General features: G+C 72.0%; 25 protein-coding genes and 1 pseudogene. 13 read left to right on the top strand and 13 right to left on the bottom strand.

Annotation, left to right across the window (positions count from 1 at the left end):
• The first annotated feature begins 10 nt into the window (after positions 1 to 10).
• The 3 genes from LIU39_RS14755 to LIU39_RS14745 are packed head-to-tail and all read left to right on the top strand — an operon-like array spanning position 11 to position 1460.
• On the top strand, positions 11 to 649 hold the full coding sequence (locus LIU39_RS14755) for an ATP-binding protein (RefSeq protein ID WP_308409383.1): 639 nt from the start codon (positions 11 to 13) through the stop codon (positions 647 to 649).
• A gap of 56 nt (positions 650 to 705) precedes the next feature.
• Positions 706 to 1044 (top strand): hypothetical protein, encoded by a 339-nt coding sequence (locus LIU39_RS14750; RefSeq protein WP_227047199.1) that lies wholly within the window; start codon positions 706 to 708, stop codon positions 1042 to 1044.
• The gene (locus tag LIU39_RS14745; RefSeq protein ID WP_227047196.1) at positions 1041 to 1460 is read left to right on the top strand and encodes a hypothetical protein; all 420 of its coding nucleotides are present in this window, start codon (positions 1041 to 1043) and stop codon (positions 1458 to 1460) included. Before LIU39_RS14750 ends, LIU39_RS14745 begins: the two co-directional genes overlap by 4 nt.
• A 101-nt stretch (positions 1461 to 1561) precedes the next feature.
• Here the strand turns inward: LIU39_RS14745 and LIU39_RS14740 are convergent, their stop codons facing one another.
• The 5 genes from LIU39_RS14740 to LIU39_RS14720 all read right to left on the bottom strand — a co-directional run bounded on the left by LIU39_RS14740 (position 1562) and on the right by LIU39_RS14720 (position 6340).
• Entirely contained in the window at positions 1562 to 2620 is a 1059-nt protein-coding gene (locus tag LIU39_RS14740; protein WP_227047149.1) for an aldo/keto reductase, read from the bottom strand.
• Positions 2621 to 2733: 113 nt separating this feature from the next.
• On the bottom strand, positions 2734 to 4062 hold the full coding sequence (locus tag LIU39_RS14735; RefSeq protein WP_227047195.1) for an LCP family protein: 1329 nt from the start codon (positions 4060 to 4062) through the stop codon (positions 2734 to 2736).
• Between the two features lie 255 nt (positions 4063 to 4317).
• Entirely contained in the window at positions 4318 to 4566 is a 249-nt protein-coding gene (locus LIU39_RS14730) for a hypothetical protein (protein ID WP_227047148.1), read from the bottom strand.
• 283 nt (positions 4567 to 4849) lie between these two features.
• Complete coding sequence (locus LIU39_RS14725; RefSeq protein WP_227047147.1) at positions 4850 to 5797, bottom strand: M56 family metallopeptidase; 948 nt, start codon at positions 5795 to 5797, stop codon at positions 4850 to 4852.
• 3 nt (positions 5798 to 5800) lie between these two features.
• Entirely contained in the window at positions 5801 to 6340 is a 540-nt protein-coding gene (locus tag LIU39_RS14720) for a BlaI/MecI/CopY family transcriptional regulator (protein WP_227047146.1), read from the bottom strand.
• A 295-nt stretch (positions 6341 to 6635) separates the two neighbouring features.
• Between LIU39_RS14720 and LIU39_RS14715 the strand changes: the two genes are divergently transcribed.
• On the top strand, positions 6636 to 7211 hold the full coding sequence (locus LIU39_RS14715) for a TerD family protein (protein ID WP_227047145.1): 576 nt from the start codon (positions 6636 to 6638) through the stop codon (positions 7209 to 7211).
• A 124-nt stretch (positions 7212 to 7335) separates the two neighbouring features.
• Here the strand turns inward: LIU39_RS14715 and LIU39_RS14710 are convergent, their stop codons facing one another.
• Positions 7336 to 7791: a tellurite resistance TerB family protein gene (locus tag LIU39_RS14710; protein WP_227047194.1), complete on the bottom strand. Its 456-nt coding sequence runs from the start codon at positions 7789 to 7791 to the stop codon at positions 7336 to 7338.
• A gap of 345 nt (positions 7792 to 8136) precedes the next feature.
• Between LIU39_RS14710 and LIU39_RS14705 the strand changes: the two genes are divergently transcribed.
• The 4 genes from LIU39_RS14705 to LIU39_RS14690 all read left to right on the top strand — a co-directional run bounded on the left by LIU39_RS14705 (position 8137) and on the right by LIU39_RS14690 (position 10705).
• A complete protein-coding gene (locus LIU39_RS14705) occupies positions 8137 to 8376 on the top strand; it encodes a hypothetical protein (protein ID WP_227047144.1) in 240 nt (79 codons plus the stop codon).
• Between the two features lie 21 nt (positions 8377 to 8397).
• Positions 8398 to 9417, top strand: a complete 1020-nt coding sequence (locus LIU39_RS14700) for an acyl-CoA desaturase (RefSeq protein ID WP_227047143.1) — start codon at positions 8398 to 8400, stop codon at positions 9415 to 9417.
• Between the two features lie 19 nt (positions 9418 to 9436).
• Complete coding sequence (locus LIU39_RS14695) at positions 9437 to 9874, top strand: DUF5994 family protein (protein WP_227047142.1); 438 nt, start codon at positions 9437 to 9439, stop codon at positions 9872 to 9874.
• A 267-nt stretch (positions 9875 to 10141) separates the two neighbouring features.
• On the top strand, positions 10142 to 10705 hold the full coding sequence (locus LIU39_RS14690; protein ID WP_227047141.1) for a DUF6344 domain-containing protein: 564 nt from the start codon (positions 10142 to 10144) through the stop codon (positions 10703 to 10705).
• A gap of 172 nt (positions 10706 to 10877) precedes the next feature.
• On the opposite strand, the gene LIU39_RS14685 is transcribed toward LIU39_RS14690, so the two are convergent.
• A complete protein-coding gene (locus LIU39_RS14685; RefSeq protein ID WP_308409382.1) occupies positions 10878 to 11723 on the bottom strand; it encodes an aspartate/glutamate racemase family protein in 846 nt (281 codons plus the stop codon).
• Between the two features lie 657 nt (positions 11724 to 12380).
• Here LIU39_RS14685 and LIU39_RS14680 point away from each other — a divergent pair.
• Positions 12381 to 13109, top strand: coding sequence for a LysM peptidoglycan-binding domain-containing protein (locus tag LIU39_RS14680; protein WP_227047139.1), 729 nt, complete (start codon positions 12381 to 12383; stop codon positions 13107 to 13109).
• A 292-nt stretch (positions 13110 to 13401) separates the two neighbouring features.
• Here LIU39_RS14680 and LIU39_RS14675 read toward each other — a convergent pair whose 3' ends face one another.
• The 3 genes from LIU39_RS14675 to LIU39_RS14665 all read right to left on the bottom strand — a co-directional run bounded on the left by LIU39_RS14675 (position 13402) and on the right by LIU39_RS14665 (position 16335).
• Positions 13402 to 14151: a DUF4232 domain-containing protein gene (locus LIU39_RS14675; RefSeq protein WP_227047138.1), complete on the bottom strand. Its 750-nt coding sequence runs from the start codon at positions 14149 to 14151 to the stop codon at positions 13402 to 13404.
• Positions 14152 to 14395: 244 nt separating this feature from the next.
• Entirely contained in the window at positions 14396 to 15268 is an 873-nt protein-coding gene (locus LIU39_RS14670; protein WP_308409381.1) for an HpcH/HpaI aldolase/citrate lyase family protein, read from the bottom strand.
• Between the two features lie 5 nt (positions 15269 to 15273).
• Positions 15274 to 16335: an HpcH/HpaI aldolase/citrate lyase family protein gene (locus LIU39_RS14665; protein ID WP_227047137.1), complete on the bottom strand. Its 1062-nt coding sequence runs from the start codon at positions 16333 to 16335 to the stop codon at positions 15274 to 15276.
• 377 nt (positions 16336 to 16712) lie between these two features.
• Between LIU39_RS14665 and LIU39_RS14660 the strand changes: the two are divergent.
• The 4 genes and pseudogenes from LIU39_RS14660 to LIU39_RS14645 all read left to right on the top strand — a co-directional run.
• Positions 16713 to 17759, top strand: a pseudogene (locus LIU39_RS14660) (chitinase); the annotation flags it as partial.
• Between the two features lie 383 nt (positions 17760 to 18142).
• A complete protein-coding gene (locus tag LIU39_RS14655) occupies positions 18143 to 18607 on the top strand; it encodes a CBS domain-containing protein (RefSeq protein WP_227047136.1) in 465 nt (154 codons plus the stop codon).
• Entirely contained in the window at positions 18604 to 19902 is a 1299-nt protein-coding gene (locus LIU39_RS14650; RefSeq protein ID WP_227047135.1) for an ArsB/NhaD family transporter, read from the top strand. The genes LIU39_RS14655 and LIU39_RS14650 overlap by 4 nt, the downstream gene beginning before the upstream one ends.
• Positions 19903 to 20033: 131 nt before the next feature.
• A complete protein-coding gene (locus LIU39_RS14645; protein ID WP_227047134.1) occupies positions 20034 to 22106 on the top strand; it encodes an APC family permease in 2073 nt (690 codons plus the stop codon).
• Between the two features lie 18 nt (positions 22107 to 22124).
• On the opposite strand, the gene LIU39_RS14640 is transcribed toward LIU39_RS14645, so the two are convergent.
• From LIU39_RS14640 to LIU39_RS14630, 3 genes are read right to left on the bottom strand one after another with little or no spacing between them, the layout of a single operon-like run.
• Positions 22125 to 22823: a hypothetical protein gene (locus LIU39_RS14640; RefSeq protein ID WP_227047133.1), complete on the bottom strand. Its 699-nt coding sequence runs from the start codon at positions 22821 to 22823 to the stop codon at positions 22125 to 22127.
• Between the two features lie 10 nt (positions 22824 to 22833).
• A complete protein-coding gene (locus LIU39_RS14635; RefSeq protein WP_227047132.1) occupies positions 22834 to 23397 on the bottom strand; it encodes a hypothetical protein in 564 nt (187 codons plus the stop codon).
• Positions 23394 to 24998 carry an AbeC-like domain-containing protein gene (locus LIU39_RS14630; protein ID WP_227047131.1) on the bottom strand — a complete coding sequence of 535 codons (1605 nt, stop codon included), beginning with the start codon at positions 24996 to 24998 and terminating at the stop codon, positions 23394 to 23396. The genes LIU39_RS14635 and LIU39_RS14630 overlap by 4 nt, the downstream gene beginning before the upstream one ends.
• Between the last annotated feature and the right edge of the window lie 773 nt (positions 24999 to 25771).

Here is a 25771-nt window from a genome sequence, read left to right as displayed (position 1 = left end):
CTGCCCTTCCATGAGCGCTGCGCACAGTCTGCGGTGCCGCAACTTCGCCCTGCAACCTGGAAGGGGATGTCACTCTGGGGAATTAATTCTCCAGATCTTGTTGCGCCGAGACTGTGGCCGGTGCCACGTTAGGTGTCGCCTCGCTCACTCACCGGCCTTCGGTGGTGTGGCGGGGGCCCTCAGTCGCGCTCCCAAGGTGGTGGCCATGTCCACACGCGCCCGACCCGCACCTTCACCCCAACTCCCCTCCCTCTCCTGCCGCTTACCGGTCGATGCCCGAAGCGTCGCTCGGGCCCGTAAGACGCTGCGGCGTCGGCTTCGGGAATGGCGTGTCGGGGCGGAAGTGGCAGATACGGCGGAGCTGTTGGTGTCCGAGTTGGTGACCAATGCAGTGAAGGCGCGGGACGCCGTCATACCGCTGGTCGGCGTCCGGTTCGCGCTGGCGGACGGCCGGTTGCGGCTGGAGGTGCAGGACGCGAGTGCGGAGCAGCCCGTGGTCAACAGGCAGGTCGAGGAGGACGAGGAATGTGGGCGTGGCTTGATGCTGGTGGACGTCTTGGCGGATGGCTGGGGCGTCGAACGGCACGTCATCGGAAAGACCGTGTGGGTCGAAATTGCCGTCGAGGAAGGGGAGTTGGGGCGTCGTTGATCGCGTCGGCGGCTCCCGTGAAGAGGCCGGAACTGGTCACCTATCGGGTGCGTGCCATGGCCCGGTGCCCGGAAGGTGGCGAGATCGGGCTCGGTGGATCGGTGGCGTACTCGCCGGGAGGGGCCCTGAGCTGGGTGCGTCGGCGGGCGGAACAGGTGGCGCAGCAGTTGGGCGCCCCGTACGACGGGACGGTGCAGGCGTGGCTGGCGGATCCGGCCGAGCAGCGGTGGGCGACGGAGGCGCTGGTGGCCGGGGTTCCGGTCCTGGTGCGGGCGGTGGACGAGGGCGGGTGGACGTATACGTGCCTGGCCAGGCCGGAGCGGGCGGCCCTGCGGGTGGGGGCGCCTCATCCCCGGAAGGGGCGGGCGGAGGTGGCGGTGTGGAGCGCGGCGTGACGACGGCATCGGACGGCCTCGTCGTCCACGGCTTCTGGTGCGAGCGGTACGTGTACCGGTCCCACGAGGCCGACTCGGTCGCCTCGTGGGCGTCTGTGGTCACGGACAGTCCGGTGTTCGCCGTGCTCCACATCGTGGCCGACGCGGAGGAGATGGCCGCCGGACTGCCCGAGGCCGAACAGCAGCGGGTGATCGGCACGTTGGATGCGACGGAGCGGGCGGACGCCATGGTTGCCCTGCATCTGGGGGTGCCCTGCGGGCTGGCCCTCAGCTGCGGAGCGACGTGGGTGGAGTGGACGGCGCAGCCCGTCCGGTTCCTGCGCCTGGCCGTGCGGTCGGGTCCGACGTGCGCGGGCCGGAGCGGGCGGCGGGACGGGTTCGGTGCGCCCATGGTCGCTGCGGACGGCGACGGCTAGGCCGCCGCACGGACGGCTGGGACGGCCGCCGGGCGAGGCGGCCAGGAGCTTTGCCGAACTCGTCAACTCGCCGTCGGGAAAGGTGAGTTGTCCCGCACTGCCTACTCGACCCCCCGCACCGTCCGCCGGTACGTCGCGCTCCGGTCCTCGATGTCGGCCCAGCGGTCGCCGTAGACGTTCTCCGTGACGCGGGGCTCGCGCAGGAAGGCGTGCGGGAAGCCGAGGGAGATCTCGCTCGCGGCGTCGAGGCGGGCGAGGGTGTCCGCGTCGAGGGTCACGTCGACGCTGCCGAGGTTGTCGGCGAGCTGGGATTCCTTGGTGGCGCCGATCAGGGGGATGACGGTGCCGGGGCGGGAGCGCAGCCAGGCCAGGGCCACCTGCGCGGGGCTCCAGCCGCCCTGTTCGGCGATGTCCAGGACGGCGGTGAGGACCACGTCATCGGTGCCGTCCGGCCGGTTGTCCTGGATGTCGCCGGTCAGCCGGCCGCGCTCGCCGCGTCGGTACTTGCCCGTCAGCTTGCCGGCCGCCAGTGGTGCCCAGGCGAGGACGGCCTGGTCGAACGCGCGGGCCTGCGGGAGCAGTTCGCGCTCCGGCGTGCGCTCCAGGAGGCTGTAGCGCAGCTGTGAGCCGGCGAACGACGTCCAGCCGCGGAGGCCGGCGAGGGTGTTCGCCTGGGCGATCTCCCAGGCCGGCCAGTCGGACACCCCGATGTAGAGCACCTTGCCCGCGCGGACGACGTCGTCCAGCGCCCGCATCACCTCATCGACCGGGGTGAAGTGGTCCCGTGCGTGCACCCAGAGGATGTCGACGTGGTCGGTGCGCAGCCGCCGCAGGCTGGCCTCCAGGGACTGGACGAGGTTCTTGCGGTGGCTGCCCGCCGCGTTGGGATCGCCCTTGCGGGTCGCGCAGGTGTACTTCGTGGCGAGCACGAAGCTGTCCCGCCGGCCGTCGAGCAGCTCCCCGACGAGGGTCTCGGCGTTGCCGCCGGTGTAGTTGTTGGCCGTGTCGATGAAGTTGCCGCCCGCGTCCGCGTACGCGTCGACGAGGCGGGCGCTGGTCTCCTTGTCGGCGCCACGGCCCTCGGGGTCGCCGAACGTCATGGTGCCCAGGCTGAGTTCACTCACCCGCAGGCCGGTCCTGCCGAACAGCGTGTACCGCATGGTGGTCCCTTCGATCGCTCGTGGGAGCCGACGCTAGAGCTTCGAGTGCCCTTCAACGCAAGTACGGCACGGTGGGTTGACGTCACGGGCGGCCCGGTGGGCGCCCCGGGGCGTCAGCTGTCCGTGGCGGAGAAGTCAGGACCGACCGTCAGGGTCACTTCGCCCGGTGTCGCGTCCGCGGACTGCGTGGCCTTGGTGCCGGACAGGCGGGCGGCCAGGATTTCGCCCTGGGTCTTGAGGCCCGCGGGGTAGGTGATGGCGGTGGTGTCCGTCGTCGGGCCGTTGCCGGTGGTGGTGACCGTGAAGCCGAGGGCGCGGAGCCGGGCGGCGGCGGTGGCCGCGTGGCCCGGGGTGCCGGTGCCGTTGAGGACGCGGACCCGTACGGAGTGCGCCGTGATGGGGGACTTGGCGGCCTCGGCCAGCTTCTTCTTGCCGGCCTCGCCGACCTCCCGGTCGTGCGCGAGATCGCTGAACAGGTCGCCGGCCTGCGGGTATTGCCAGATCACGTTGGCCTTGTCGGTGGGGATGTCGGCCTCGCGCGGGTAGTTGGGGACGGTCAGGAACGTGAGCCGGTCGGTGGGGATGTCCTTGACGGTCGCCGCGAGGTCGTAGAGCGGCTTGAGTCCTTCCAGGTCGCGGTCGGTGGTGATCGACTTGGTGGCCGAGTCCAGGAAGCCGTAGAGGTCGCCGGGGCTGGTCAGCTTGGACTGGGCCTTGGTGGCGATGGCCTTCATGAACTCCTGCTGGCGGCCGATGCGGCCGAGGTCGGAGCCGTCGCCGACGCTGTAGCGGGTGCGGACGTAGCCGAGTGCCTTCTCGTCCTTGACGGTCTGGCAGCCGGCGTCGAGGTCGAGGTGCGCCTTCTTGTCGTGGATGGCCTGCTTCGGGCAGACCTCTATGCCGCCCAGCGCGTTGACCATGCCCTTGAAGCCCTGGAAGTCGACCGAGGTGAAGTGGTCGATGCGCAGCCCGGTGCTCTTCTCGACGGTCTTGATCGTGCAGGCCGCGGCCTTGCCGATGTCGCCGCTGTCGCCGCCGATCGAGAACGCTTCGTTGATCTTGAAGTGGTGCGGGGTGGACCGGCTGCCGCTGCCGCGCTCGCAGGCGGGGATCTGCACCCAGGAGTCGCGCGGGAAGGACAGCGCGGTGGCCCACTTACGGTCGGCCGAGATGTGCACCACCATCAGGGTGTCCGACTGCATGGTGGTCAGGCCCTTGCCGTACTTGGCGTTGTCGCCCGCGCGGCTGTCGGAGCCGACCACCAGGATGTTCTTGGAGCCGGGGCTGAGGTTGGCGGGCCGGTCGCCGTCGAGCCCGACGTCCACGCCGTGGATGTTGCCGTCGAGGTGCTGGTACACCCAGGCGCCGACGCCGGCCGTGCCGAGGATGACGAGGCCCAGGACCGCGCCGGTCCAGGCGAGGATGCGGCCGCGGCGGGTCATCCGGGCCTTGCCCGATGCGCCGTCGGCACTCCTGCGCCTGCCGCGGCCCGCGGACTTGCGGCGGGTGGCGGGGGCGGCCGAGCGGGTGCCGCGTCCGGCCGCGTCGTCGCGGGGGGACGGGACGGTGCCGCGCGGCGTGGCGCGTCGGGTCGTCTGCCTGTCATGCACGCCGGTGGCCCTTCTCGTCCTGCGGATGCGTCGGGGGAGGAACGGCGCCGGCGGCCGTGCGGTCGGGAGGCGACGGCAGCGGGCGGGTCAGATGCCGGTGGTGGGGAGGGTGCGGATCGCTTCGGGGTCGTAGCGGAACCAGCGCGGGCCACAGTCGCCCGGGGTCGTGCGCAGTCGGCACCACAGTTCGCCGGTCTCGTCCGTCCACCAGGCGCTGATCCGGCCCAACCGCCAGTGTCCGTCCGGGTACCGGACCTCCACGGGCTGGTAGACCCACTGCACCTCCGCCTCCGGAGGCAGGCAGTCGCAGCCGGGGAGTTCGCACCGTGTCGCCATCTCCCCCTCCGCCCACGCCTGTTGTGCCTGTGTGGGTGACCACCTTACCGGCAATATCTACAGCTTTGTAGAAGTTGGCTGATGTGCGACAGGTCACAGGGTGCGCGCCTTTCGGGCAGGGCATCACATACGGCGCTCAACGAGCGCGTCCGGGGCCGGGTTCCCGCTGTCGTGCCGATCTCCGTTCCCTGCAAGGGAGTTACGCCCAGAGGATGGCACGGCCGGGGACGGGCGGGGCGGCCAGTACGCGCGTTACGCACCACCCCGCCCGGAGCGGCCCGCCTCACAGAGGCGTGGCGGCCTTCAGGATGAGGAACAGCGCCACCACCGAGTTGAGCGAGGCGAGCGCCGACGCGGCGGTGCCCGCGGCGGCGAACAGCGCGGCGATCCCGGCCGGGGTCAGCGCCGGCGGCCAGCTGCGGGCCGGCGGCACGGGCGCCAGCAGCGCCGCCACCCGGCGCGGCACCGGGCCCGCCTCCGTCGCGGCGAAGTGCGCCAGCTCCGGATACGGCGCCGCCCGCCCGATCAGCGCCGCCCGGCCGACGGCCCGCGCGGTCAGCAGCCGGTCCCCGACGACGTGCGCGGCCTCCTCGTCCGCCCAGCGTTCGGTGCTGAAGGTGACCGCCGAGCGGAGCGGCAGCAGCAGGGGGTTGAGGCAGCCGGCCAGCCGCACGGCGAGCAGGTAACGGTGGTGGCGGCAGGTCAGATGCGCGCGCTCGTGGGCGAACAGCGCCCGCTGCTCGTTGTCGTCCAGGCTGCGCAGCATCCCGCGCGAGACCACGACCCGGCCGGGCCGGCCGGGCGCCGCGGGGACGGCGTAGGCGTACGGGTCCTCGTCCGGGAGGATCGCGGGGTCGCTGCGCGGCGGCAGCGCGGCCAGTGCGTGATGGGCGCGGGCGCGGATCCTGCGGTGCCTGCGGAGTGCGCCGGAGCACGCCGCGAACGCGGCGGCCAGCGCGGCGACGGCGGTGCTGCCGGCGATCTCCGCGTACGGCACGGCGGCCCGCACCTCCGGGTCCGACCAGGCGTCCGGCAGCGGATTGCCCGGCAGCTGGGCGGTGCCGACGACCATCAGCAGCCCGAGGCAGAGCGTGCTGCACAGCCCGAGTACGACGGCGAGCAGGGTCAGCAGGCGGGTGGTGGCGCGCGGGTGGAGGTGCTGTTCGGTGAGCCGGGCGATCGGCAGCGCGGTGAGCGGCAGCACCAGGGGGAGGAAGACGAAGAGGCCCACCGGTCAGTGCCCGCCGACGTTCCCCGGGCGCCGGGGGCCGGCTCCCGGCCTGCCCTCCCGGGAGCCGCCCGCTCGCGTGCCGTCCTCGGGCGGCCCGTCGGCCGCGCCGCCCAGCAGGTCCCGCAGCACCTGCTCGTCGTGGGCCGAGAGCGCCGAGACGAAGCTGGTCAGGACGGCGTCCCGGTCCGGTTCGCCGTCCAGGACCCGGCGCATCCGCAGCGCCGCGAGACCGGCCTCGTCGGCGGCCGGCGTCCACAGGTAGGCGCGGCCCGACCGCTCGCGGGTGACGGCCTTCTTGGCGTGCAGCCGGGAGAGGATCGTCATCACCGTCGTGTACGCCAGGTCGCCGCCGAGCCGTTCCTGCACCCAGGCGGCCGACACGGGGCCGGCGGCGCGGTGCAGCGCGGCCAGTACCTGCGCCTCCAGCTCGCCCTGGCCGCGCCGGCGGGCGCGCTCCTGGCCGGGACCGAACCCGTCGTGGTGCCCGCCGGAGTGTTCTGCGGAGGGATCGCCGAGCGCCCTCCCGAAGGGCTTCCCGCCCATGCCGCCGCCTCCCGTTCGTGCCGGCGCCCCCGCGTGGGCGGGGCGCCGGGGCATCCTACGGCGCGACCGGATGCCCGCGGTCAGGTGTGCGGTTTCCGGTCCGCTTCCCGTCACCAACTTCTACAGTCCTGTAGATTTTGAGCTGCCGCACGCCGGCGGGCCGCCCGACGGCGAACCGGCGTGCACGGCAGCAAGACGCGGGGCCCAGCGGCGGACGGCCGGCCCCGGCAGGCACCGGCGGCCGCCGGCGTGCGGCACCGCGTCATCCACAGACCGGCACACCTGGAGGAAAGCCATGGGAGTCTCGCTGGCCAAGGGCGGCAACGTCTCGCTGTCGAAGGAAGCGCCCGGACTGACCGCGGTCACGGTCGGCCTCGGCTGGGACGTACGGACGACGACGGGCGCGGACTACGACCTGGACGCGAGCGCCCTGCTCTGCTCCGCTGCGGGCAAGGTCGTATCGGACGCGCACTTCGTCTTCTACAACAACCTCACCAGCCCCGACGGCTCGGTGCAGCACACCGGGGACAACCTGACCGGTGAGGGCGAGGGCGACGACGAGTCCCTGAACGTCGCGCTGACCGACGTGCCCGCCGAGATCGCGAAGATCGTCTTCCCGGTCTCCATCCACGACGCCGAGAGCAGGGGACAGAGTTTCGGCCAGGTCCGCAACGCCTTCATCCGCGTCGTCAACCGTGCCGACGGCACCGAGCTGGCCCGCTACGACCTGAGCGAGGACGCCTCGACCGAGACCGCCATGGTCTTCGGCGAGCTGTACCGGCACGGCGCGGAGTGGAAGTTCCGCGCCGTCGGCCAGGGATACGCCTCCGGCCTCGCGGGCATCGCGGCCGACTTCGGCGTCAACGTCTGACGACGGCACGGCGGCGGGGGAGGGGCGGCGGCCGTCCCCTCCCCCGCCGCTTTCGCCTTTCCGGATGCCGGACCCGGAGGCCGAACTCAGAAATCGGCCTCCGGATTCGGCCCAGGGTTCGACTTCAGAGGTCGAACTCGGTGGGCGCGATGTCGAGTGCGAAGCACACCTCGCGCACCACGGCCTGCTCCGTCTTGTCGAAGTCGCCGTCCGCGCCGCCGATGACGATGCCGATCTGGATCACCGCACGCGCCTCGACCGGCTTCTTCTTCACCTTGCCGATCTCCTGCATCACGGCGACCTTGCCGAAGTCGAAGTCGGCGGTCAGCTTGTCCAGGTAGCCGTCGAAGCGGCGCTGGAGGTCGTCGGCGGCGAAGTTCTGGAGCACCTCGTTGCTCGCGATGAGCTGGGCGACCCGGCGGCGCTCGGACGGGTCGATCGAGCCGTCGGCCGCGGCGACCAGGGCGCACATCGCCATGCTCGCGTCCCGGAAGGCGCCGCTCTTGAGGTCGTTCTTCTTGGCGACGAGCTGGGTCTGCATCGTCTGTGCGGAATCCTTGATCCGGTCCCACAGGGCCATGGAAATCTCCTTGTCGTCCGGCCGGCTCGGGTCGCTGGCGCAGGTCATCTATCAGTAAAATCTACAGTGTTGTAGAGGGCGACGGGCGGGACGGGGGTCCGTCACCCGCACTCGCGGCCGCGCTCCCCGGAAGCCTCCCGGAGGCCTCCCGGAGGCCGGCGGAAGCCCCGGGCGGAGAAGCCCTGGCCAGGAACATCCGGACAATTGGGCAATAGCCGATAAGTCCGGAGTACGGTGGAGAAACCGGAAGTCCTTCGCGTGCCGGCACGGATGTCGGCCGGGCCCCGGAGCGGCGCACACCGGGCGCGCGAGCACCTGCGGTCCCGCCCGAGTGAGGTGAGCTGTATGCAGACCGTGTTGACCGTGGTCGTTCTGCTGGCCCTGGTCGCGCTGGGAGCGCTCTTCATCGTCCGGGTCAACGCCCAGCAGGCAGGCCGGCTCGCGACGCACAAGTACGCCTCCCTGATGCCCTCCTTCCGGCTCCGGATGCGCAAGGGGACGCGCGGCGGCGCCGCCCACCCCGGAGCGCACGAGGCAGGCCCGCCGCCGCCCTCCTCCTCCCGCAGGCCGGGAAGTCAACGATGAACCCCGACCTGTGGAGTTGCCGTGGCTGACCTTCCCCCGACCACCGCTTCCCGGACCCCCGCACCGGGATCCGGCCGCCGGCCCCCGCAGGAGTACGACGGGACGCAGCCGTTCCCCGACGGCCCCGCGAAGTCGCCCGACGGAGGCCGGCGGCTGTACGTCACGGTGACCGGCATCATCGTCGTCGTCCCCTTCATCGGCCTGGCCCTCGCCATCTGGCTGCTGTGGGGACGCGCGGTGAGCACCACCGACCTCGTCATCGCCGCGGTCTTCTACATCGTCTCGGGCCTCGGCGTCACCGTCGGCTTCCACCGCGGCCTCACCCACGGCAGCTACACCGCGACCCCCGCGCTGCGCGTCGCGCTCGCCGTCGCCGGATCGCTGAGCTTCCAGGGCGACGTCATCGACTGGGTCGCCACCCACCGCAGGCACCACGCCTTCACCGACCGCCCCGGCGACCCGCACTCGCCCTACCGCTACGGCACCGGCCTGCGCGGGCAGCTGCGCGGCCTGGCCCACGCGCACATCGGCTGGCTCTTCGGCAACGACCCGACCTCGCACGAGCGCTACGCCCCCGACCTGCTCGCCGACCGCGGCATCCGCGCGGTGGACAGGGCGTTCCCACTGCTCTGCCTGGTCACCCTCGGACTGCCGTTCCTCCTGGGCTGGGCCATCGGCGGCAGCTGGGTCACCGGCCTGACCGCCCTGCTGTGGGCGGGCTTCCTGCGGATCGCGCTGCTGCACCACGTCACCTGGAGCGTCAACTCGCTCTGCCACGTGATCGGCGAGCGCCCGTTCCGCACCCGCAGGCACGACCGGGCGACGAACCTCTGGCCGCTGGCCCTGCTGTCGTTCGGCGAGAGCTGGCACAACCTGCACCACGCGGACCCGACCTGCGCCCGGCACGGCGTCGACCGCGGCCAGCTCGACCCGTCCGCCGCCGTCATTCGCTTCTTCGAACGCTGCGGATGGGTACGGGACGTGCGGTGGCCGGACCCGGCCCGTCTGGAGGCGCGCAGAGCCGGGGCCGACCGCGCCTAGGCTCTCTCTGGAGCACACCATGACCACCCTCATAGGAACCGCCCCCGGGCACCGGCAGCCCCCTGCGCACCACCCGGCCCCGCCGCCCGTGGCCCGGCTCGCCATCGCCCCACCGAGCGGCGTGCCCCGGCGCATCGACGGGGTCTGGTGGCCGCACCGCACCGACCTCGCCGCCGAACTCCCCGAGCTGCTGCCCGCGTTGCCCTTCGACTGGCCGCGGATCACCCACGCCACCGCGAACGGCGCCCTGTGGGCCCCGTTGCCCACCCTCACCCCCGTCGCGGGTCACGTCGTCCGCCTCCGCCGCATCCCCGACCGGCCCGGCCCGCCCACCCTCTGCCTGGTCTCCGCCGGAATCGGCCGCTGGGACCTGCTGGTGATCCCGCCCGAAACGCCGGAAGCGGACGCCGTACGCATCCTGGCGGGGGTGGCGGCGGGAGACGTCCCGGCGGACTGAACCGCCCGAGCGCCGGTTCCTGACGGCTGGTCAAAACCCGTGCCGCGCCCCGGAACCCCGCCCCGAAATCTTGCCTCCACGGCGCCCGCCCCGGTGCCCCGCAGGCCACCACTACTGCGTACGGGTGGTGTTCATCCGAAGAACGGCTCTTCGGGGGCGTCGCTCCGCGGATCCTCGCATTGCGTACTCATCATGAGAAAGCACAACAGACCCGACACGGATTCCGGCGGCCCGGCCGCCGGAACCACTCACGGAAAGCGAGGGGCCATGGCTGCGACCAAGGTCATGAAGTTCTGGGCGGTGTGCCTTGCAGTGCTCGGCAAGCTGCTGGCGACGTTCCGCTACGCCGCACCGGGAGCGGCTGCCTGCCGCCGGGCCGCGCTCTACGGCGACATGCTGCACGGCTCGGCCCCGTACATCCCGGCGACCGTTCCGGCGTCCGCCGCACCGGCCGCCGCACCCGACCCGGGACCGGGTGCCCCGGAGTCCGCACCCGCACGGCGCGGCGGCATCCCGGAACCCGCCGCACCGGCCGGGCCCCGCAAGACCCCCGTGTCCTTCCCTCCGGCGGCATCCGCCTTCACCGGCAGCCTCTTCGTACCGGCGATGCGCGCATACGGCAGACCACAGCTGCCGCCCACGATCAAGCAGCGGATCCGCGCCGAGGCCCACGGCTCGTCACCCACCTCGCGCAGCCGCCTGGCCACCGGCGTCGAGCCACTGCCGACCGTCTCCGCCGACGGCGCGCGGCAGGGCGCAGCCGACGAGGACGACAGTCCGGCGACCATCCCCGCGGCCCGCAGTCGCGAACACCACGCCTGTACGACCTGACCGCCGGCCGGCCCCGCCACGGGGAACCGGGCCGCATCGCCCCCCCGCATGCACGCCGAGTGCGCGGCGCCATCGAGCGCCGCGCGGCAGCACAACTCTCCACAGCCGCACCGGAGTTGACGGAAGAACCGGCCGCGATGGTCCCCCCCGGACCACCCGCGGCCCGTCCGTGTCACACGGCAGCCATGCCCGGAGCCGCGCTCCGAGGCGCAGAACAAGCAGACGCAACAGACCCGGCAGACGCAGCAGTGAACGAGGCGGCGGCAGAAGCCGCGGCAGAACCGGCCGACGCACCAGGCGGCGCGTGACAACCCCGCGCCGATGGAGCCGTTGCGGCCCACGGACGTGATCCATCGGCCCCGCCCCGGCCCCCTCGCCCGGCGCGCGGCCTACCGCCCCACGCCCCGACCGCCCCGCCCCGCCACGTGGGCAGGGGGCGGAGCCCGGTGGCGGTGTCGAAGGCGGCCCGGGCGAGCAGACGGGTGGAGTCGAGGGTGGGGAGCGGGGAGACGTCGGGGGTGAGCAGCAGGGGGATTTCCGTGCAGGCGAGGGCCACCGCGTCGCAGCCGCGGGCGGCCAGGTCCTCGACGACGCGGCGGTACCGGCGGCGGGATGCCGCGGTGAACTCGCCGTTGACCAGCTCGTCGAAGATGATGCGGTGGACCGTCCCGCGGTTTTCCGGGGGCGGCAGCACGGCGGCTATCCCGCGTGCGCCGAGGGCGCGCGCGTAGAGCGGGCTGTCCATGACGTACGTCGTGCCGAGTACGCCGACGCGGCGGCGGCCCTCGCGGGCGGCGCCGTCGGCGACGATCTCGGCGATGTGCAGGCCGGGGAGCGCGAGGTCGGTGCCGGGGACCTCCAGGGCGAGGTGCGCGGTGCTGTCGGGGCAGATGAAGAAGTCCGCTTCGGCGTCGGCCGGCCGCCGGGCGCTGATGGCCAGGGTGTCCCGTGCCGCGGCGTGATCGCCGGCGTCCCAGGCGGCCGTGCTGGCGCCGAAGGCGATGTGGTCGAGCGTCACGTCGGGGTGCGTGTGACGGGGCCCGTGCGGCGGAATCCCTCCTGTCAGAAGCCGAGGAAGCAGAGCGCTGCGCCCTCCGTGCTGTGGGCGACGATGCCGAGGTGCATGCGGTGGGTGCCCTCCGAAGCGCTGGACGGGTGGGTGGCGGGAGCCGGAGCGGTGCGTGGGGCCCATGGTGCCGGTCGTCGGCGCCGCGGGACAGGAGATGCCCATCCTCCGGGCCGCAACCGGAGCCCCGCGCGGAAGACCGAACACGCCCTCACGGACGGCCGAACACACCCCCGCGTAAGGCTGAACCTGCTCTGGAGGGACGGGGGATCGCGCGGCGGATGCGGGGGTGCGGAAGGTTTTGGGAGGGGGGAGAGGGTGAGCGTCAACTTCCGTTCATTGCAAGGGAGTTGGCGGGGGTGGCGACGCTCGCGGTGTGGCGTGGGGCACCCGGCTGTGCGGGGATTCCGGGTGCCGGGGCGGGCGCCCGTGCCGTGGTGGGCGGCGTACGGGATGCGGCGGGCCGTCGCAGCGGCCAGCCGGGTGAAACACGCGCATTTCGGGCTCACCGGACGTCCTGAAAAGCATATTGCCCGTTTCTATGTGTCTGCCCACCGGCCGTGGCGAGCACCGCGTCACGGCATTGCCGGAGCACGGAGGAGAACCTTCATGTCGTCGCCTCTCGCCAAACGGTCAGTCGAAACGATCCTGTCCGTGTTGCTGGTCCTGCTGAGCGCCCTCGGCATCGGCGGCCGGAGCGCGGCGGCCGCAGCGCCGCACACCGCGCCGGCCGCCCAGCCGTCCACCGCACCGGCCGGAACCGACTGGGACCGCATCGCCCACTGCGAGAGCGGCGGCCGATGGAACACCAACACCGGCAACGGCTTCCACGGCGGCCTCCAGATCGCCCCCTCCACCTGGCGGGCCTACGGCGGCAAGCGGTACGCGCCGCGCGCCGACCTCGCGTCGAAGTCCCAGCAGATCGCGGTCGGCGAGCGCATCGCCCGGGACCGCGGCCTCGCACCGTGGCCCAACTGCGGGCGCCTCGGCGCGACGGGCGCCGAGGAGAACGGCGTCAGCAGCGCCACGCACGAACCCCCGGCCGCCCAGCACACGCCGGCACCGCACGTACACAAGCACCACGTACACAAGCACCACGTGCACAAGCACCACCAGAGCACCGCACCCCGCACGTCGGGCGGCACCGTGCACCGGCAGACCGGCGGCCGGATCACCGGCAAGAGCTACGTCGTGCAGCCGGGCGACTGCCTCTCCGTCATCGCGCAGCGCGCCGACATCTCCGGCGGCACCCAGGCCCTCTACGAGCTGAACAAGAAGTCGCTCCACGAAGGCCCTGACCACATCTACCCCGGTCAGCACCTGGTCCTGCGGGCCTGAGCGAAGCCCACGAGCCGTCGCCCGCAACGTGGAGAGGCAGCAGTCCGTGAGAAGCAGGCCGTACGCGGAGAACAGCCCGGCGCGGTGCCGCACCGGAGTCCTTCGCCCCACATCTCGCACCTGCGCAAACGCTGCCGCCGTGGTCCTTACCGCGGCAGGCCGCAGAGCTCAACGACCGCGCCCGGACCGGCCTTCCGGTGGGCGGAAGGCAGCGGTCCGGGCGGCGGGAGCGCTCCGGGGGAGAGCGGGTGACCGAGCCGGTCAGGGCAGCCGGCTCGACCGGGTGGGCGGCTCAGCTGCCGTTGACGGGGTTGACGAAGGTGCCGGGGTGGGTCGCGGCGGACTGGTCGAGGATGGCGCCGCCGTAGGGCCACTTCAGCTGGAAGTGCTGCTTCTCGTTGGGCGGCGTGATCGTGACGATGCCGGGCTCGACCTTCCTGTCGCTGCTGCTGGTGGTGGCCAGCAGGCGGATGGTGAAGGAGGTGTGCTCGCCGGGCTTGAGGGTGCGGGCGGTCGCCGCCTGGTTGGAGCGGCTCAGGTCCCAGGTGCTGCCGTCGTTGCCCTTGATCTGGAAGCCGGGGAAGCCCTGGATGGTGCAGCTGGTGCTGCCGGTGTTCTTGAGCCACACGGCCGCGGTCTGCTGCTGGTCGCTCTTCATGTCGGGCACGCCGCCGCCGTCGGAGCCCCAGCCGGCCGTCATGTGGGCGGTGGTGCAGCGGCCGCCGGAACCAGCGGCTGAGGGCGCCGCGTTGGGCCGGCCGGCCTGCTTGCCGGAAGCCTTGCTGTCGCTCGAACCGGCGTTGTCCGCCTTGCCGTCGACCGCGGGGGTGTCGGCCTTGGCGTCCGCCGCGGACGGCTGGGAGGTGTCGGCCTTGGCGTCCGCCGCGGACGGCTGGGAGGTGTCGGACGCGGCGGCGGCCGGTGCGGCCTTCGAAGCGTCGGCCTTGCCGTCGTTGCAGGCTGTCAGGGACAGGGCGGCGGCGAGCAGCGTGGCGGCGACTGCGGCCTTGCGGCCGTGGCGGAGAGCGGTGTGGCGCGACATGGTGGTCCCCCTTGGTGGGTGGTGGGTTCTGCTGGGGCCCGTCGTGCGGCCCGCTGAGAACCACAGTGCCGGGCGATGCTGGTGATCGGCTAACGGGCCGCTAACGTCCCGGAGGCGCGGTGCGCACGGGCGCGTGAACCGGCCGGTGAGCCGGAGACGGTGCAGGTGGGGCGGGGGAAGGCACGGGCGGGCAACGTGTCGGCGCGGCCCGGGAGTTGCTCCCGGGCCGGGCCGCTCCCGTCCGCTATCGCTCCGCTACCGCCTCGGCGAGTGCCAGGATCCGGCGGGCGTCCTCGACGTGCAGGTTCTCGATCATCCGGCCGTCGACGGTGACGACGCCGCGGCCCTCGCGGGCGGCCTCGTCGAAGGCGTCGATGATCCGGCGTGAGCGTTCGATCTGTGCGGGGGAGGGGGCGAACGCCTCGTTGCACGGGCCGATCTGCGCGGGATGGATGAGCGTCTTGCCGTCGAAGCCGAACTGCCGGCCCTGGACGCACTCGGCCTCGAAACCGGCGAGGTCGCGCACGTCGTTGTAGACGCCGTCGAGGATCGCCCTGCCGCTTTCGCGGGCGGCGAGCAGCGCCAGCGAGAGGCCGGTCAGCAGCGGCGCCCGGCCGGGCACGTGCTCGGCGTGCAGCTCCTTGGCCAGGTCGTTGGTGCCCATCACCAGCACGGTGAGCCGTTCACTCGCGGCGGCCACCGCGCGGGCGTCCAGCATGGCCCGCGGCGTCTCGACCATCGCCCAGATCGCCGTGCGGTCCGGGGCACCCGCCGCCTCCAGTGCCCGTTCGACGTCCCGTACGGTCGCGGCGGAGTCCACCTTGGGCACGACGACGGCGTCCGGGCCCGCCTCGGCGGCGGCCCGCAGGTCGTCGGCGTGCCAGGGGGTGCCGGGCCCGTTGACCCGGATCGTCACCTCGCGGTGGCCGTAGTCGCCGGACGCAGCGGCGGCGGCCACCCGCTGCCTGGCCTCGGCCTTGGCGTCGGGTGCGACGGCGTCCTCCAGGTCGAGGATGAGCGCGTCGGCGGGCAGGGACCTGGCCTTTTCCAGGGCGCGGGCGTTGGCGCCGGGCATGTAGAGCACGGAGCGGCGCGGCCGCAGGATCGCGTCGGGCACGGTGATCACTCCTTCCCGGCCGCGGCGTAGGCGTCGCGCAGCTCGGGGTCGCGGGCGGCGAGGGTATCGGCGAGGCGGGCGACGACCTGGCACTGCTTGTACGTGGCGTCGTCCTGCATCTTGCCGTCGATCATCACCGCTCCGGTGCCGTCGCCCATCGCCGCGATGACCCGGCGGGCCCAGGCAACGTCGGCGGGCGCGGGCGAGAAGACCTTCTTGGCGATGCCGATCTGCACCGGGTGCAGGCTCCAGGCGCCGACGCAGCCGAGCAGGAAGGCGTTGCGGAACTGGTCCTCGCAGGCGGTGGTGTCCTTGATGTCGCCGAACGGCCCGTAATACGGCAGGATCCCGTGCGCCGCGCAGGCGTCGACCATCCGCGCGAGGGTGTAGTGCCACAGGTCCTGCTGGAAGACGGCCCGCGGCGCGTCCGGGTGCTCCGGCTGCGGGTCCTGGCGTACGAGGTAGCCGGGGTGTCCGCCGCCGACCCGGGTGGTCTTCATCCGGCGGCTGGCGGCGAGGTCGGCGGGGCCGAGCGAGATGCCCTGCATCCGGGGGCTGGCCCCGGCGATCTCCTCGACATGGGCGACTCCGGTGGCGGTCTCCAGGATCGCGTGCACCAGGATCGGCCGCCGCACGCCGGCCTTCGCCTCCAGCTGGGCGAGCAGCCGGTCGACGTAGTGGATGTCGGCTGCGCCCTCCACCTTCGGCACCATGATGACGTCCAGCTTGTCGCCGATCTCGGTGACCAGGGTGAGCAGATCGTCCAACGCCCAGGGCGAGTCGAGGCTGTTGATGCGCGTCCACAGCTGGGTGTCGCCGAAGTCGGTGGACCGGGCGATGCTGACCAGGCCGGTGCGCGCGGCTTCCTTGCGGTCGGCGGCGACCGCGTCCTCCAGGTTGCCCAGCAGGACGTCGACGGTGGGGGCGATGGACGGCACCTTCGCCGCCATCTTCGCGTTGCCCGGGTCGAAGAAGTGGATCATCCGGGACGGCAGGAACGGCACGTCACGTACCGGCGTCGGCGCCCCGACAGCCAGCGGGCGGAAGAAGTCCTTCGGAGAGCGCATGCAGACTCCCTGGTCGGATCGAGGGTGGCCGGCGGCCCCGCGCCGGGTCCGCCGCGGCCTCACTCTAGGGGCGCGGAACCGCGAGGCTACTGATCAGTATGTGTGCCGTTGGTCACCGACGGCGAGGGTGGCGACGGGAGTTCGGGCCGCTGCGGGCGGGCCGGACGGGGGCGGGAGTGCGGCCGCATGTGGTCCGTGATTGGTCCAGGCCACTCGGCGCGGCCCGGCCAGGAGTGCGGCATTCCGGCGTCCGAATTGGTCTAGTCCTATTGTGGTCCGATCCATTGACATGCCCCCGACGACAGGGCTATCCCGGTACCCAATGCCGCTGCGTACGGGGGGAATTGGCGGTCCACCTCCTCACACCTTGGACGGACATGAGACAGCTGCGCACGCTCCGAACGGCCCTTGTCGCCACCGTCGCCGCCGTGACCGCGGCGGGCCTGACCGTGCTGGGCGGCGGCCCCGCCCAGGCGGCGACGCCCCTCCCGCACCGCGTCTTCGCCCCCTACTTCGAGTCGTGGACCGGCGAGAGCCCGGCCAAGCTGGCCGCCGACTCCGGCGCGAAGCACCTGACGATGGCGTTCCTCCAGACCACCGGGCAGGGCTCCTGCACGCCGTACTGGAACGGCGACGACGGCCTGCCGATCGACCCGGCCTCGTTCGGCGCGGACATCACGACCATCCAGAAGAACGGCGGCGACGTCATCCCCTCCTTCGGCGGCTACACCGCCGACACCACCGGCACCGAGATCGCCGACAGCTGTACCGACGTCGGCAAGATCGCCGCCGCGTACGAGAAGGTCATCACGACGTACGACGTCTCGCGGCTCGACATGGACATCGAGGCCGACTCGCTGGACAACTCGGCCGGCATCGACCGGCGCAACAAGGCCGTCAAGCAGGTCCAGGACTGGGCGGCGGCCAACGGGCGCACGGTCGAGATCTCCTACACGCTGCCGTCGACCACCCAGGGCCCGGCCGACAACGGCGTCGAGCTGCTGCAGAACGCGGTGAGCAACGGCGCCCGGGTGGACGTCGTGAACCTCATGACGTTCGACTACTACGACAACGCAAGCCACGACATGGCCGCCGACACCAAGACCGCGGCCCAGGGCCTGCACGACCAACTCGCCTCGCTCTACCCGGACAAGACCCCCGCTCAGCTGTGGGGCATGGTCGGCGTCACGGAGATGCCCGGTGTCGACGACTTCGGGCCCGCCGAGACCTTCACCCCGGCCAACGCCACGACGGTCTACGACTGGGCGGTGTCCAAGGGCATCAACACCCTCTCGTTCTGGGCACTCCAGCGGGACAACGGCAGCTGCCCCGGAGGCGCCGCGGCGGACAACTGCTCCGGCATCCAGCAGAACACCTGGGACTTCACCCACCTCTTCGCGCCCTTCACCGGCGGCGGCGCGGCCACGGGCCGCACCTCCTGAAACCGCACCTGCGCACCCGTCACGGCCTCCCCGTCACCCCCCCCCCCCCCCCCCCCCCGCGTCCGGCGCCGGACGCGTTCCGCGCACCCGTGGGGCCGTCAGGATCCTGTCAACAACCCGTAGGGGTCGTGTAAGTTCGCCGGTGGAGTGCCGGGAAGCCTGGTCGGCGAATGAGGGAGAACTCTCTTCACCGACCGAGGGGCGAAACTGCCATGACCCGCACACACCGCGGTGCCCCGCTCCCCCCTTGTACGCCGCGAAGCCCTGCTCCGGTGGCCCGTATGTTCCGCGTCAATGACCCCGTCGGCGCCCCTGTGGCGGATGACGATGAGGCGCAGGACATTCCGGAATCCGAAGGAGCCACCATGCGCGCACGTGACCTCGCGGTCGACTACCCGTCCGTCGGCATCGACAGCGACGCACTCGACGCCGCCCGGCTGATGGCCGGACAGCAGCTGCCCGCCCTGCTGGTGGTCGACGCCGGCGGCGTGCCGGCCGCGATCCTGCCCGCCTCGCAGATGGTCAAGACGCTGGTGCCCGACTACGTCATCGAGGACCCGGCGCTGGCCGCCCTCATCGACGAGAAGCACGCGGACCGCCTGGGCTGGGCGCTGGCCGGCCGCCGCGTCGGCGACTGCCTGCCCGCCAAGGCACTCCCGCTGCCGGTCGCGGACCCCGACGACACGGCACTCGAAGTGGCCGCGCTCATGGCACAGGTCCGCAGCCCCCTGGTGGCGGTGGTGGAGACGGACGAGCGCGGACGGCGCACCCGCCTGATCGGGGTGATCACCGCCTCGCACCTTGTGAACCGACTTCTCGGAGAGACATGAACGACTGGCAGAGCTGGGCGGCGATAGCCGTCTTCACCGGCACCTACGCCCTGATCATCAGCGAGAAGGTGCACCGGGTCGCCGCCGCGCTCGGCGGCGCGGGCCTGATGCTCGCGATCGGGGCGACCGACGATGTCTCCGCGTTCTACTCCGAGGACAGCGGTATCGACTGGAACGTCATCTTCCTGCTGACGGGCATGATGGTGATCGTCGGCGTACTGAAGAAGACCGGCATCTTCGAATACCTCGCGATCTGGGCCGTCAAGAGGGCCAGAGCCCGGCCGTTCCGGGTGCTGGTCATGCTGATAGTGATCACGGCGGTGGCCTCGGCGCTGCTGGACAACGTCACCACCGTGCTGCTCGTCGCCCCCGTCACCCTGCTCGTGTGCGAGCGGCTCGCGCTGCCCGTCGCGCCGTTCCTGATCGCCGAGGTGCTGGCGTCGAACATCGGCGGCACCGCCACCCTCGTCGGCGACCCGCCCAACATCATCATCGCCAGCCGCGGCGGCCTGACCTTCAACGACTTCCTCGTCCACCTGGCCCCTCTGAGCGCGGTCCTGACAGCCGTCCTGATCGGCCTGTGCCGCTTCCTCTTCCGCAAGACGTTCGTCTACGACGGGGAACGCGCCGCCGAGATCATGGAGCTGGACGAGCGCGAGGTCCTCAAAGACCGCCGGCTGCTCGTCCAGGGCCTGGTCGTGCTCCTGCTGGTCGTGGCCGGTTTCGTCCTGCATCCCGTGCTGCACATGGAGCCGAGCATCGTCGCGCTCCTCGGCGCCGGTCTGCTCGTCGCCGTCTCGTCCGTGGAGACCGGCGACGTGCTGAAAGAGGTCGAGTGGCCCACGCTCGCCTTCTTCGCCGGGCTGTTCATCATGATCGGCGGCCTCATCGACACCGGCGTCATCAGCCAGGTCTCCACGGCACTCGCCGGCGCCATCGGCAGCAATGAAGCCGGCGGCTCGATGGTCCTGCTCGGCGCGTCCGCCGTGCTGTCCGGCGTCGTCGACAACATTCCCTACGTCGCGACCATGGCCCCCATCACCCAGGACCTGGTCCACCACATGGGCGGCGGCGCCGGTCACGTCCTGTGGTGGGCGCTGGCCCTGGGCGCGGACCTCGGCGGCAACGCCACCGCGATCGGCGCATCCGCCAACGTCGTCGTCCTCGGCATAGCCGAACGCAACCGCCACCCCATCGGCTTCTGGCAGTTCACCAAGTACGGCCTCGTCGTCACCGCGGTCACCGTCGTGCTGTCCGCCGGCTACCTCTGGCTGCGGTACTTCGCCATCGGATGACGGGCGCCGGGCCGCACCGCGATATCCGCAGGGGCGGGCGGCGTGACGCAGGGTGGAAATGCGGACGGTAAAGGGCGGGCCGGCCGCGCCGGAGCCGATTCGGGCGGTGCCGTGGCTTTACGCTCGCCGGCGTGGCCAAAATCGTGGATGCAGTAAAGCGGTTACTCATCGGACGGGCGCTGCCGAGCGAAGGGCTCCAGGAGACGCTGCTGCCCAAACGTCTCGCACTGCCGATTTTCGCCTCCGACCCGCTGTCGTCGGTCGCCTACGCCACGCAGGAGATCCTGCTGGTGCTGACCCTGGCAGGACTTGCCGTCCTGCACCTGGCCACCTGGGCGGCGCTCGCCGTCGTCGCGCTGCTGGCCGTGGTGGTGCTGTCCTACCGCCAGGTCGTGTACGCGTATCCGTCGGGCGGCGGCTCCTACGAGGTGGTGTCGACCAACCTCGGCCCGTCGGCGGGACTCGTCGTGGCGGCGTCCCTGCTCGTCGACTACGTGATGACGGTCGCGGTCTCCGTCGCGTCGGGCGTGGACAACGTCATCTCGGCAATTCCGGCCCTCCACGAATACCGGACCGTGATGGCGGTCGTATTCGTCGCGCTGCTCGCGACGGTGAATCTGCGCGGGGTACGGGAATCCGGCCGCGCTTTCGCCGCGCCCACGTACCTCTTCATCGCCGGGGTGCTCATCATGTGTGCCACGGGCCTCTTCCGCTGGATCATCGGCGACGCACCGGTGGCGGAATCCGCCCGGTACGGCGTCGAGCCCGCCCCGGGTGACGCCCACCTCGCCGGGTTCGCACTGCTGATGCTGGGCCTGCGGGCGTTCTCCAGCGGCTGCACCGCGCTGACCGGAGTCGAGGCCATCTCCAACGGCGTCCCGGCGTTCCGCAAGCCCAAGTCGAAGAACGCCGCCGCCACGATGAGCGTGATGGGCCTGACCGCGATCGTGATGTTCTCCGGCATCACCGCGCTGGCCCTGATCGCGAACGTCCACATCACCGACGACACCTGCCGCCTGACGGGCTTCAGCGGCGACTGCGCGAGCACCCCGCAGCGCACCGTCATCGCCCAGCTCGCGGCGGCGGTCTTCGGCGGCGACCAGAGCGTCGGCTTCTTCTACCTCCAGGCCGCCACCGCCCTGGTCCTGGTCCTGGCCGCCAACACCGCGTTCAACGGCTTCCCCCTGCTGGCGTCCATCCTCGCCCAGCACCGCTACCTGCCGCGCCAGCTCCACACCCGCGGCGACCGGCTGGCCTTCTCCAACGGCATCGTCGCCCTGTCGGTGGTCGCCGGCGCCCTCCTCTGGGCCTTCCACGCCTCCGTCACCCAGCTCATCCACCTCTACATCCTGGGCGTCTTCACCTCTTTCACGCTCTCCCAGACCGGCATGGTCAGGCACTGGAACCGCGCCCTGCACACCGAGCAGGACCCGGCCGTGCGCCGCCGCCACCAACTCGCCCGGGTCATCAACGCGCTGGGCGCCGTGGTCACCGGCCTGGTGCTGGTCATCGTGCTGCTCACGAAGTTCCTCCAGGGCGCCTATCTGGCGGTGATGGCGGCCGTGGTCCTGTGGCTGATGATGCGCGGCATCCGCCGGCACTACGACAACACCGCGGACGAACTCGCCGTCGCCGACCCGCGGAAGGAGATCGTGCTGCCCTCGCGCGTGCACGCCGTCGTCCTCGTCTCCAAGATCCACAAGCCGACGCTGCGGGCGCTGGCCTATGCCCGCGCCACCCGGCCCGACACGATCGAAGCCCTCACCGTCGCCGTCGACCGCGGTGAACTCGACGCCCTCACCGCGCAATGGGAGGCGGCCGGCTTCGACACGCCCCTGAAGACCCTGGCGTCCCCGTACCGCGAAATCACCCGCCCCGTCGTCGAATACGTCCGCTCCATCGGCCGCTCCAGCCCCCGCGACGTGATCAGCGTCTTCATCCCCGAATACGTCGTCGGGCACTGGTGGGAGAACCTGCTGCACAACCAGTCGGCCCTCTGGCTCAAGAGCAGGCTGCTGTTCGCGCCCGGCGTCATGGTCACCAGCGTTCCCTGGCAGCTCCGTTCCTCCACCCGCAGGCCCCCGCGCCCCAGCGTCCGTGCCCCGGGCTCGGTCCGCCGCGGCGAGCCCGCCCTTGCCGCCTGGGCGCGGCGGGGCGGCGCCGGCCGGGGGCGCCCCACGCCCCCGGAGCCCGGCGCCCGGTGACGCGCGGACCGGCCGCGGTCAGCGAGGCAGGCTCGGGGCCAGCGCGCTGCCGAGGGCGGCGGCGAGGCGGCACATGTCCCGTGCCCGGTTCGCCTGGTAGGCGCCGAGCGTGATCTGCCCGAACGACGTGGGCCACTTGATCAGGCAGCCGTTGCCGCTCGGGATGGGCACGGCCTGGGCGGACGGCACGCCGGTGACCGGGATCGGGGTCGGCGACCCGCCGATGCTGACGGTTCCCGACGAGTACATGAGAGTGAAGCTGCCGTACGACGACTGCCAGTGGCAGGCTTTCAGGTTCCGGCCGGTTTCGGGGGTGCCGGTGCCCAGTTGCCACTGGGTGGAGAGCGTGGTGTTGGTCGCGCTGCACGGGTCGCCCAGGCCGCCGGAGGTGTCACCGGGCGTGGCCGTTTCCTCCTGCGACGGTACGGCGCCGGGGTCGAAGGTGAAGGAGCCGCCGGACGGCAGGGCGCCGGAGGGCCCGCCCGGATTGTCGTCGTGGTGCAGCAGCGACCAGCCGCCGAAGCCCAGCACGGCCACCGCCAGGACCGCCGCGACCACGGTCGTCAGCAGCGTGGCGTGCGACCACTTGGCGCCCTCGGACGCCGGCTCGTCCGGCCCGGCCGGGTCCGCTTCCTTCGGACCATCGGGCCGTTCGGGTGCCGCTCCGGGCGGGGTGCCCCGCACCCACCGCTGCCGGTCCGTGTCCCAATAGCTCATCTCGGCCCCCTCAGCCCAGCAACGCGGAGATCGCCTGGACGACGGCGACCGCCGACGCCAGCCCGCCGGCAATCGCGCTGCCGCTGGTCAACAGCGCCAGCAGCCGCTGAAGACGGCCCCGCTCGGCCTGCTGCGTCTGCGCCATCCCGCTTTCCACCAGGGCGAGTTGATCCGCGATCTCGCCGATGCCGTCGTCGGCGGAACCGTCGACCGCCTGCGGCAGCTCGGCGCGCAGTGCCGCGAGCGCCCGCACCAGTTCGGGGGAGACGGTGACCAGCCGGCGGGACGCGTCCAGCGCGTGCGCCTCCGCGCCCGCGGCCACCGCGCCGCCCGTCATCGCCCCGATGGCGACGCCGGCCCGTGGCGGCGTCGCGGGCACCGGGACCGGGCCCGCGGGTCCTGCTGCTCCCGTGTGCTCGGAACGGTCCTCGGCCCGCGCCCGTGCGCCGCGGGCGACGGCTCCGCCCGTCATCAGGCCGATGGAGATGCCGCCTTCGTCCGCCGGTGCGGGCACCGGGGCCGTCGTCCGCTCGCCGTCGTCCCTGCTGTCCGGCTCGTTCCGTTCGATCGTCACGCGTTCTCGCCTCCCGCGCCGTGCCGGGCCTTCGCGCCGGCGCCTGCGGCCACCGCGCCGCCGCTCATCGTGCCGATGAAGACGCTGCCTTCGCTGACCTGGACCACCTGCTGGTTGAAGCGTTCGGTCTCGTAGCCCTTGCTGCTGAGCGCGTCGCCCACGCCGCTGGCGATCCGGTCCTGGATCGTCTTCACGTACCGGCTGATGTCCATCTCCTGGAAGAGCGAGATGTCCTGCGTGCTGCCCAGCTCCCGCACCGACGACACCGGCCCGTCGGGCAGCGCGTGCTCCGGCTCGACCAGCCAGATCATGAATGCCGATACCAGGGTCCGCCCGGCGGAGACCGCGGCGGCGAAGCTGGCGGTCGGGGCGCTCAGCAGGGCCCGCACACCGTCGCGGACCACGTTCTCCGTGCTGTGCTCGCTGATCACGTCGACCGCCCGGTACTCGGGCCGCACCGGGTTGAGTACGTGCGGCACGACCTCCAGGACGAGCATCCCGCCCTGGGTGTGGACGCGCACCAGCACCGACACCACGACCTGTTCGTCCGCGCCGACCCTGATCCGCAGGAAGTGCCGCCGCGCCTCGCCGCCCTCGTCGACCGCCTCGTCCAGGTGCTGCTGCACGGTCTCCACGTCGTAGGGCACATCGGCCCGCGCCACCCCCGCGGGCAGGTACACGAACTCCTTGATCTCCATGTCCTTGAGCCGGTCGAGGCTGGTGGCCGCCGCGGCATCCCGCAGCGCCTCAAGCCGCGGCCTGATCAGCTCGATGACCTGGGCGCTGGTGAGCGGCGCCAGGCCCGGATCCGCGGACTTCCTGCGCTTCAACTCCAGGGCGAACGACCAGGGTTCGTACGGTGAGCCCACGCCGATGAACGGCCGGAAGGGGTCGTAGATGGTGAGCCCGGCGTGCTGCTCGCGTTCCACGGCCGCGCCGATCCGCAGGTAGCGCTCGTGCACGGGCAGCTCGGCGCGCGGCAGCGCGGCGAACTCCTCGCGGCCCAGCTCGCTGCGCAGCACCCCCGAGATGCGGGTGCGGTGCAGCCAGACCGTCAGCGCGATCAGCAGCGGGAAGAGGACGGCGGGCCAGTTGGCCGCCGACCCGAAGACGAAGCCCGAGACGGCGAACGCCCAGTACGCCACCACCAGCAACCGGGAGCCGATCGGCGCCAGTGCCAGGATCCGGCCCCGCTGCCCCGGTACCGCCGCGCGCAGCGTGGTCCGGTCGACGGTGTAGACGGCGGTGCCGTGGCCGGTGCCCGCCCGCACGCTCCACATCACGAGGCACAGCGCGCCGTACCCGAGCGGCCACGCCATGGGCATGCCCGACACCGGGACGCCGAACGCGTAGTCGGCGACGAAGAAGCCCGCCCAGACGCACAGCAGCAGGAGGGCGGTGGGCAGTTCGAGCTTCCGGGCGCGCAGCGCGTGCGCGAGGACCGGTACCGCGTCCACGCCCACCGATGGCGCGATCGGCCGCTCCTCGTGCTGCACGAGCTGTTCGATCACGGAGCTGCGGAAGGTGTGGTCGAGATAGACGCCCGCGCAGAGCAGCCGGGTGGCTTCACTGCGGGCGTACGGCATGGCTGATTCGGACACCAGTTGTCCCCCGATCGTCGAACTCTGGCCCAGATGCCAAGAGTTGACGCTGATTCAGGCCCATATCTTAGCGACTGGCCAGATGGACAGATAGGGGTTTCGCCGGGCCCACGACCGTACCGGCGGGTGCCGGTACGGCGGCCCGCTCGGGCGGCACGGCGGACGGCCTGCCCGCCCGGACGGCCGACGCTCGCGCCGTGGCCGATTCCCGCGACCGGCGCTTGCCAGGAATCCACGCACCGGCCCGGTATCGGGACGTCCGCCCTCCCGCGGCTTCCCGCCGTCCCCTCGTCGGCCTCATTACGGGGACATCCAGCGTCAGGTTTATGGGACATCCACCGCCGGAAATCCGCGAGGCAATCAGCCCCTTTAGTGATGGGTCGGAATTCGCGAGTGCGGCGCCTGAAGAGCTTCCCGGGACGGTCCGCCGGGATCGAAAACCCCGTCCCTCCGTGGCGGGTCAGGCCGCCGTTCCGGTGGCGTGGAGCGCCCGGCGTCCGGCCTCCCGTACGGGCGCCGAGCCGCCGTCCCACACACCCCCGACGTGCCCTGATGCGCAACGATGCGCCCCTGCGATCATCAAGATCTACGTCACTTCTTTTGTGCAATGTGTGTGGGTCCGGCGTTTACCCACTCATCGCCACGAGCGGATGCAGGCATATGGGCGGGCGGCATTCAATTTGCGCGAAGTAAGCACTCCGTTAATCCTCCGGTGACTGTTGACAGCCGGAATCCGCCAGATCTACGGTGGCGAACGCCTGTTCAAAGGGCAT

The organism is Streptomyces pinistramenti, assembly GCF_020564935.1.
GTDB lineage: Bacteria > Actinomycetota > Actinomycetes > Streptomycetales > Streptomycetaceae > Streptomyces > Streptomyces pinistramenti.
Note: the sequence above shows the minus strand (reverse complement) of the source record. Positions and strands in the feature narration are given on the sequence as shown.

Coding starts and splice junctions, on each gene's coding strand:
- LIU39_RS14715 (WP_227047145.1), top strand. CDS start 6,636: ATGGGAGTCTCGCTGGCCAAGGGCGGCAACGTCTCGCTGTCGAAGGAA.
- LIU39_RS14705 (WP_227047144.1), top strand. CDS start 8,137: ATGCAGACCGTGTTGACCGTGGTCGTTCTGCTGGCCCTGGTCGCGCTG.
- LIU39_RS14650 (WP_227047135.1), top strand. CDS start 18,604: ATGAACGACTGGCAGAGCTGGGCGGCGATAGCCGTCTTCACCGGCACC.
- LIU39_RS14680 (WP_227047139.1), top strand. CDS start 12,381: ATGTCGTCGCCTCTCGCCAAACGGTCAGTCGAAACGATCCTGTCCGTG.
- LIU39_RS14740 (WP_227047149.1), bottom strand. CDS start 2,620: ATGCGGTACACGCTGTTCGGCAGGACCGGCCTGCGGGTGAGTGAACTC.
- LIU39_RS14750 (WP_227047199.1), top strand. CDS start 706: ATGGCCCGGTGCCCGGAAGGTGGCGAGATCGGGCTCGGTGGATCGGTG.
- LIU39_RS14655 (WP_227047136.1), top strand. CDS start 18,143: ATGCGCGCACGTGACCTCGCGGTCGACTACCCGTCCGTCGGCATCGAC.
- LIU39_RS14665 (WP_227047137.1), bottom strand. CDS start 16,335: ATGCGCTCTCCGAAGGACTTCTTCCGCCCGCTGGCTGTCGGGGCGCCG.
- LIU39_RS14755 (WP_308409383.1), top strand. CDS start 11: ATGAGCGCTGCGCACAGTCTGCGGTGCCGCAACTTCGCCCTGCAACCT.
- LIU39_RS14735 (WP_227047195.1), bottom strand. CDS start 4,062: ATGACCCGCCGCGGCCGCATCCTCGCCTGGACCGGCGCGGTCCTGGGC.
- LIU39_RS14710 (WP_227047194.1), bottom strand. CDS start 7,791: ATGGCCCTGTGGGACCGGATCAAGGATTCCGCACAGACGATGCAGACC.
- LIU39_RS14675 (WP_227047138.1), bottom strand. CDS start 14,151: ATGTCGCGCCACACCGCTCTCCGCCACGGCCGCAAGGCCGCAGTCGCC.
- LIU39_RS14730 (WP_227047148.1), bottom strand. CDS start 4,566: ATGGCGACACGGTGCGAACTCCCCGGCTGCGACTGCCTGCCTCCGGAG.
- LIU39_RS14720 (WP_227047146.1), bottom strand. CDS start 6,340: ATGGGCGGGAAGCCCTTCGGGAGGGCGCTCGGCGATCCCTCCGCAGAA.
- LIU39_RS14640 (WP_227047133.1), bottom strand. CDS start 22,823: ATGAGCTATTGGGACACGGACCGGCAGCGGTGGGTGCGGGGCACCCCG.
- LIU39_RS14695 (WP_227047142.1), top strand. CDS start 9,437: ATGACCACCCTCATAGGAACCGCCCCCGGGCACCGGCAGCCCCCTGCG.
- LIU39_RS14690 (WP_227047141.1), top strand. CDS start 10,142: ATGGCTGCGACCAAGGTCATGAAGTTCTGGGCGGTGTGCCTTGCAGTG.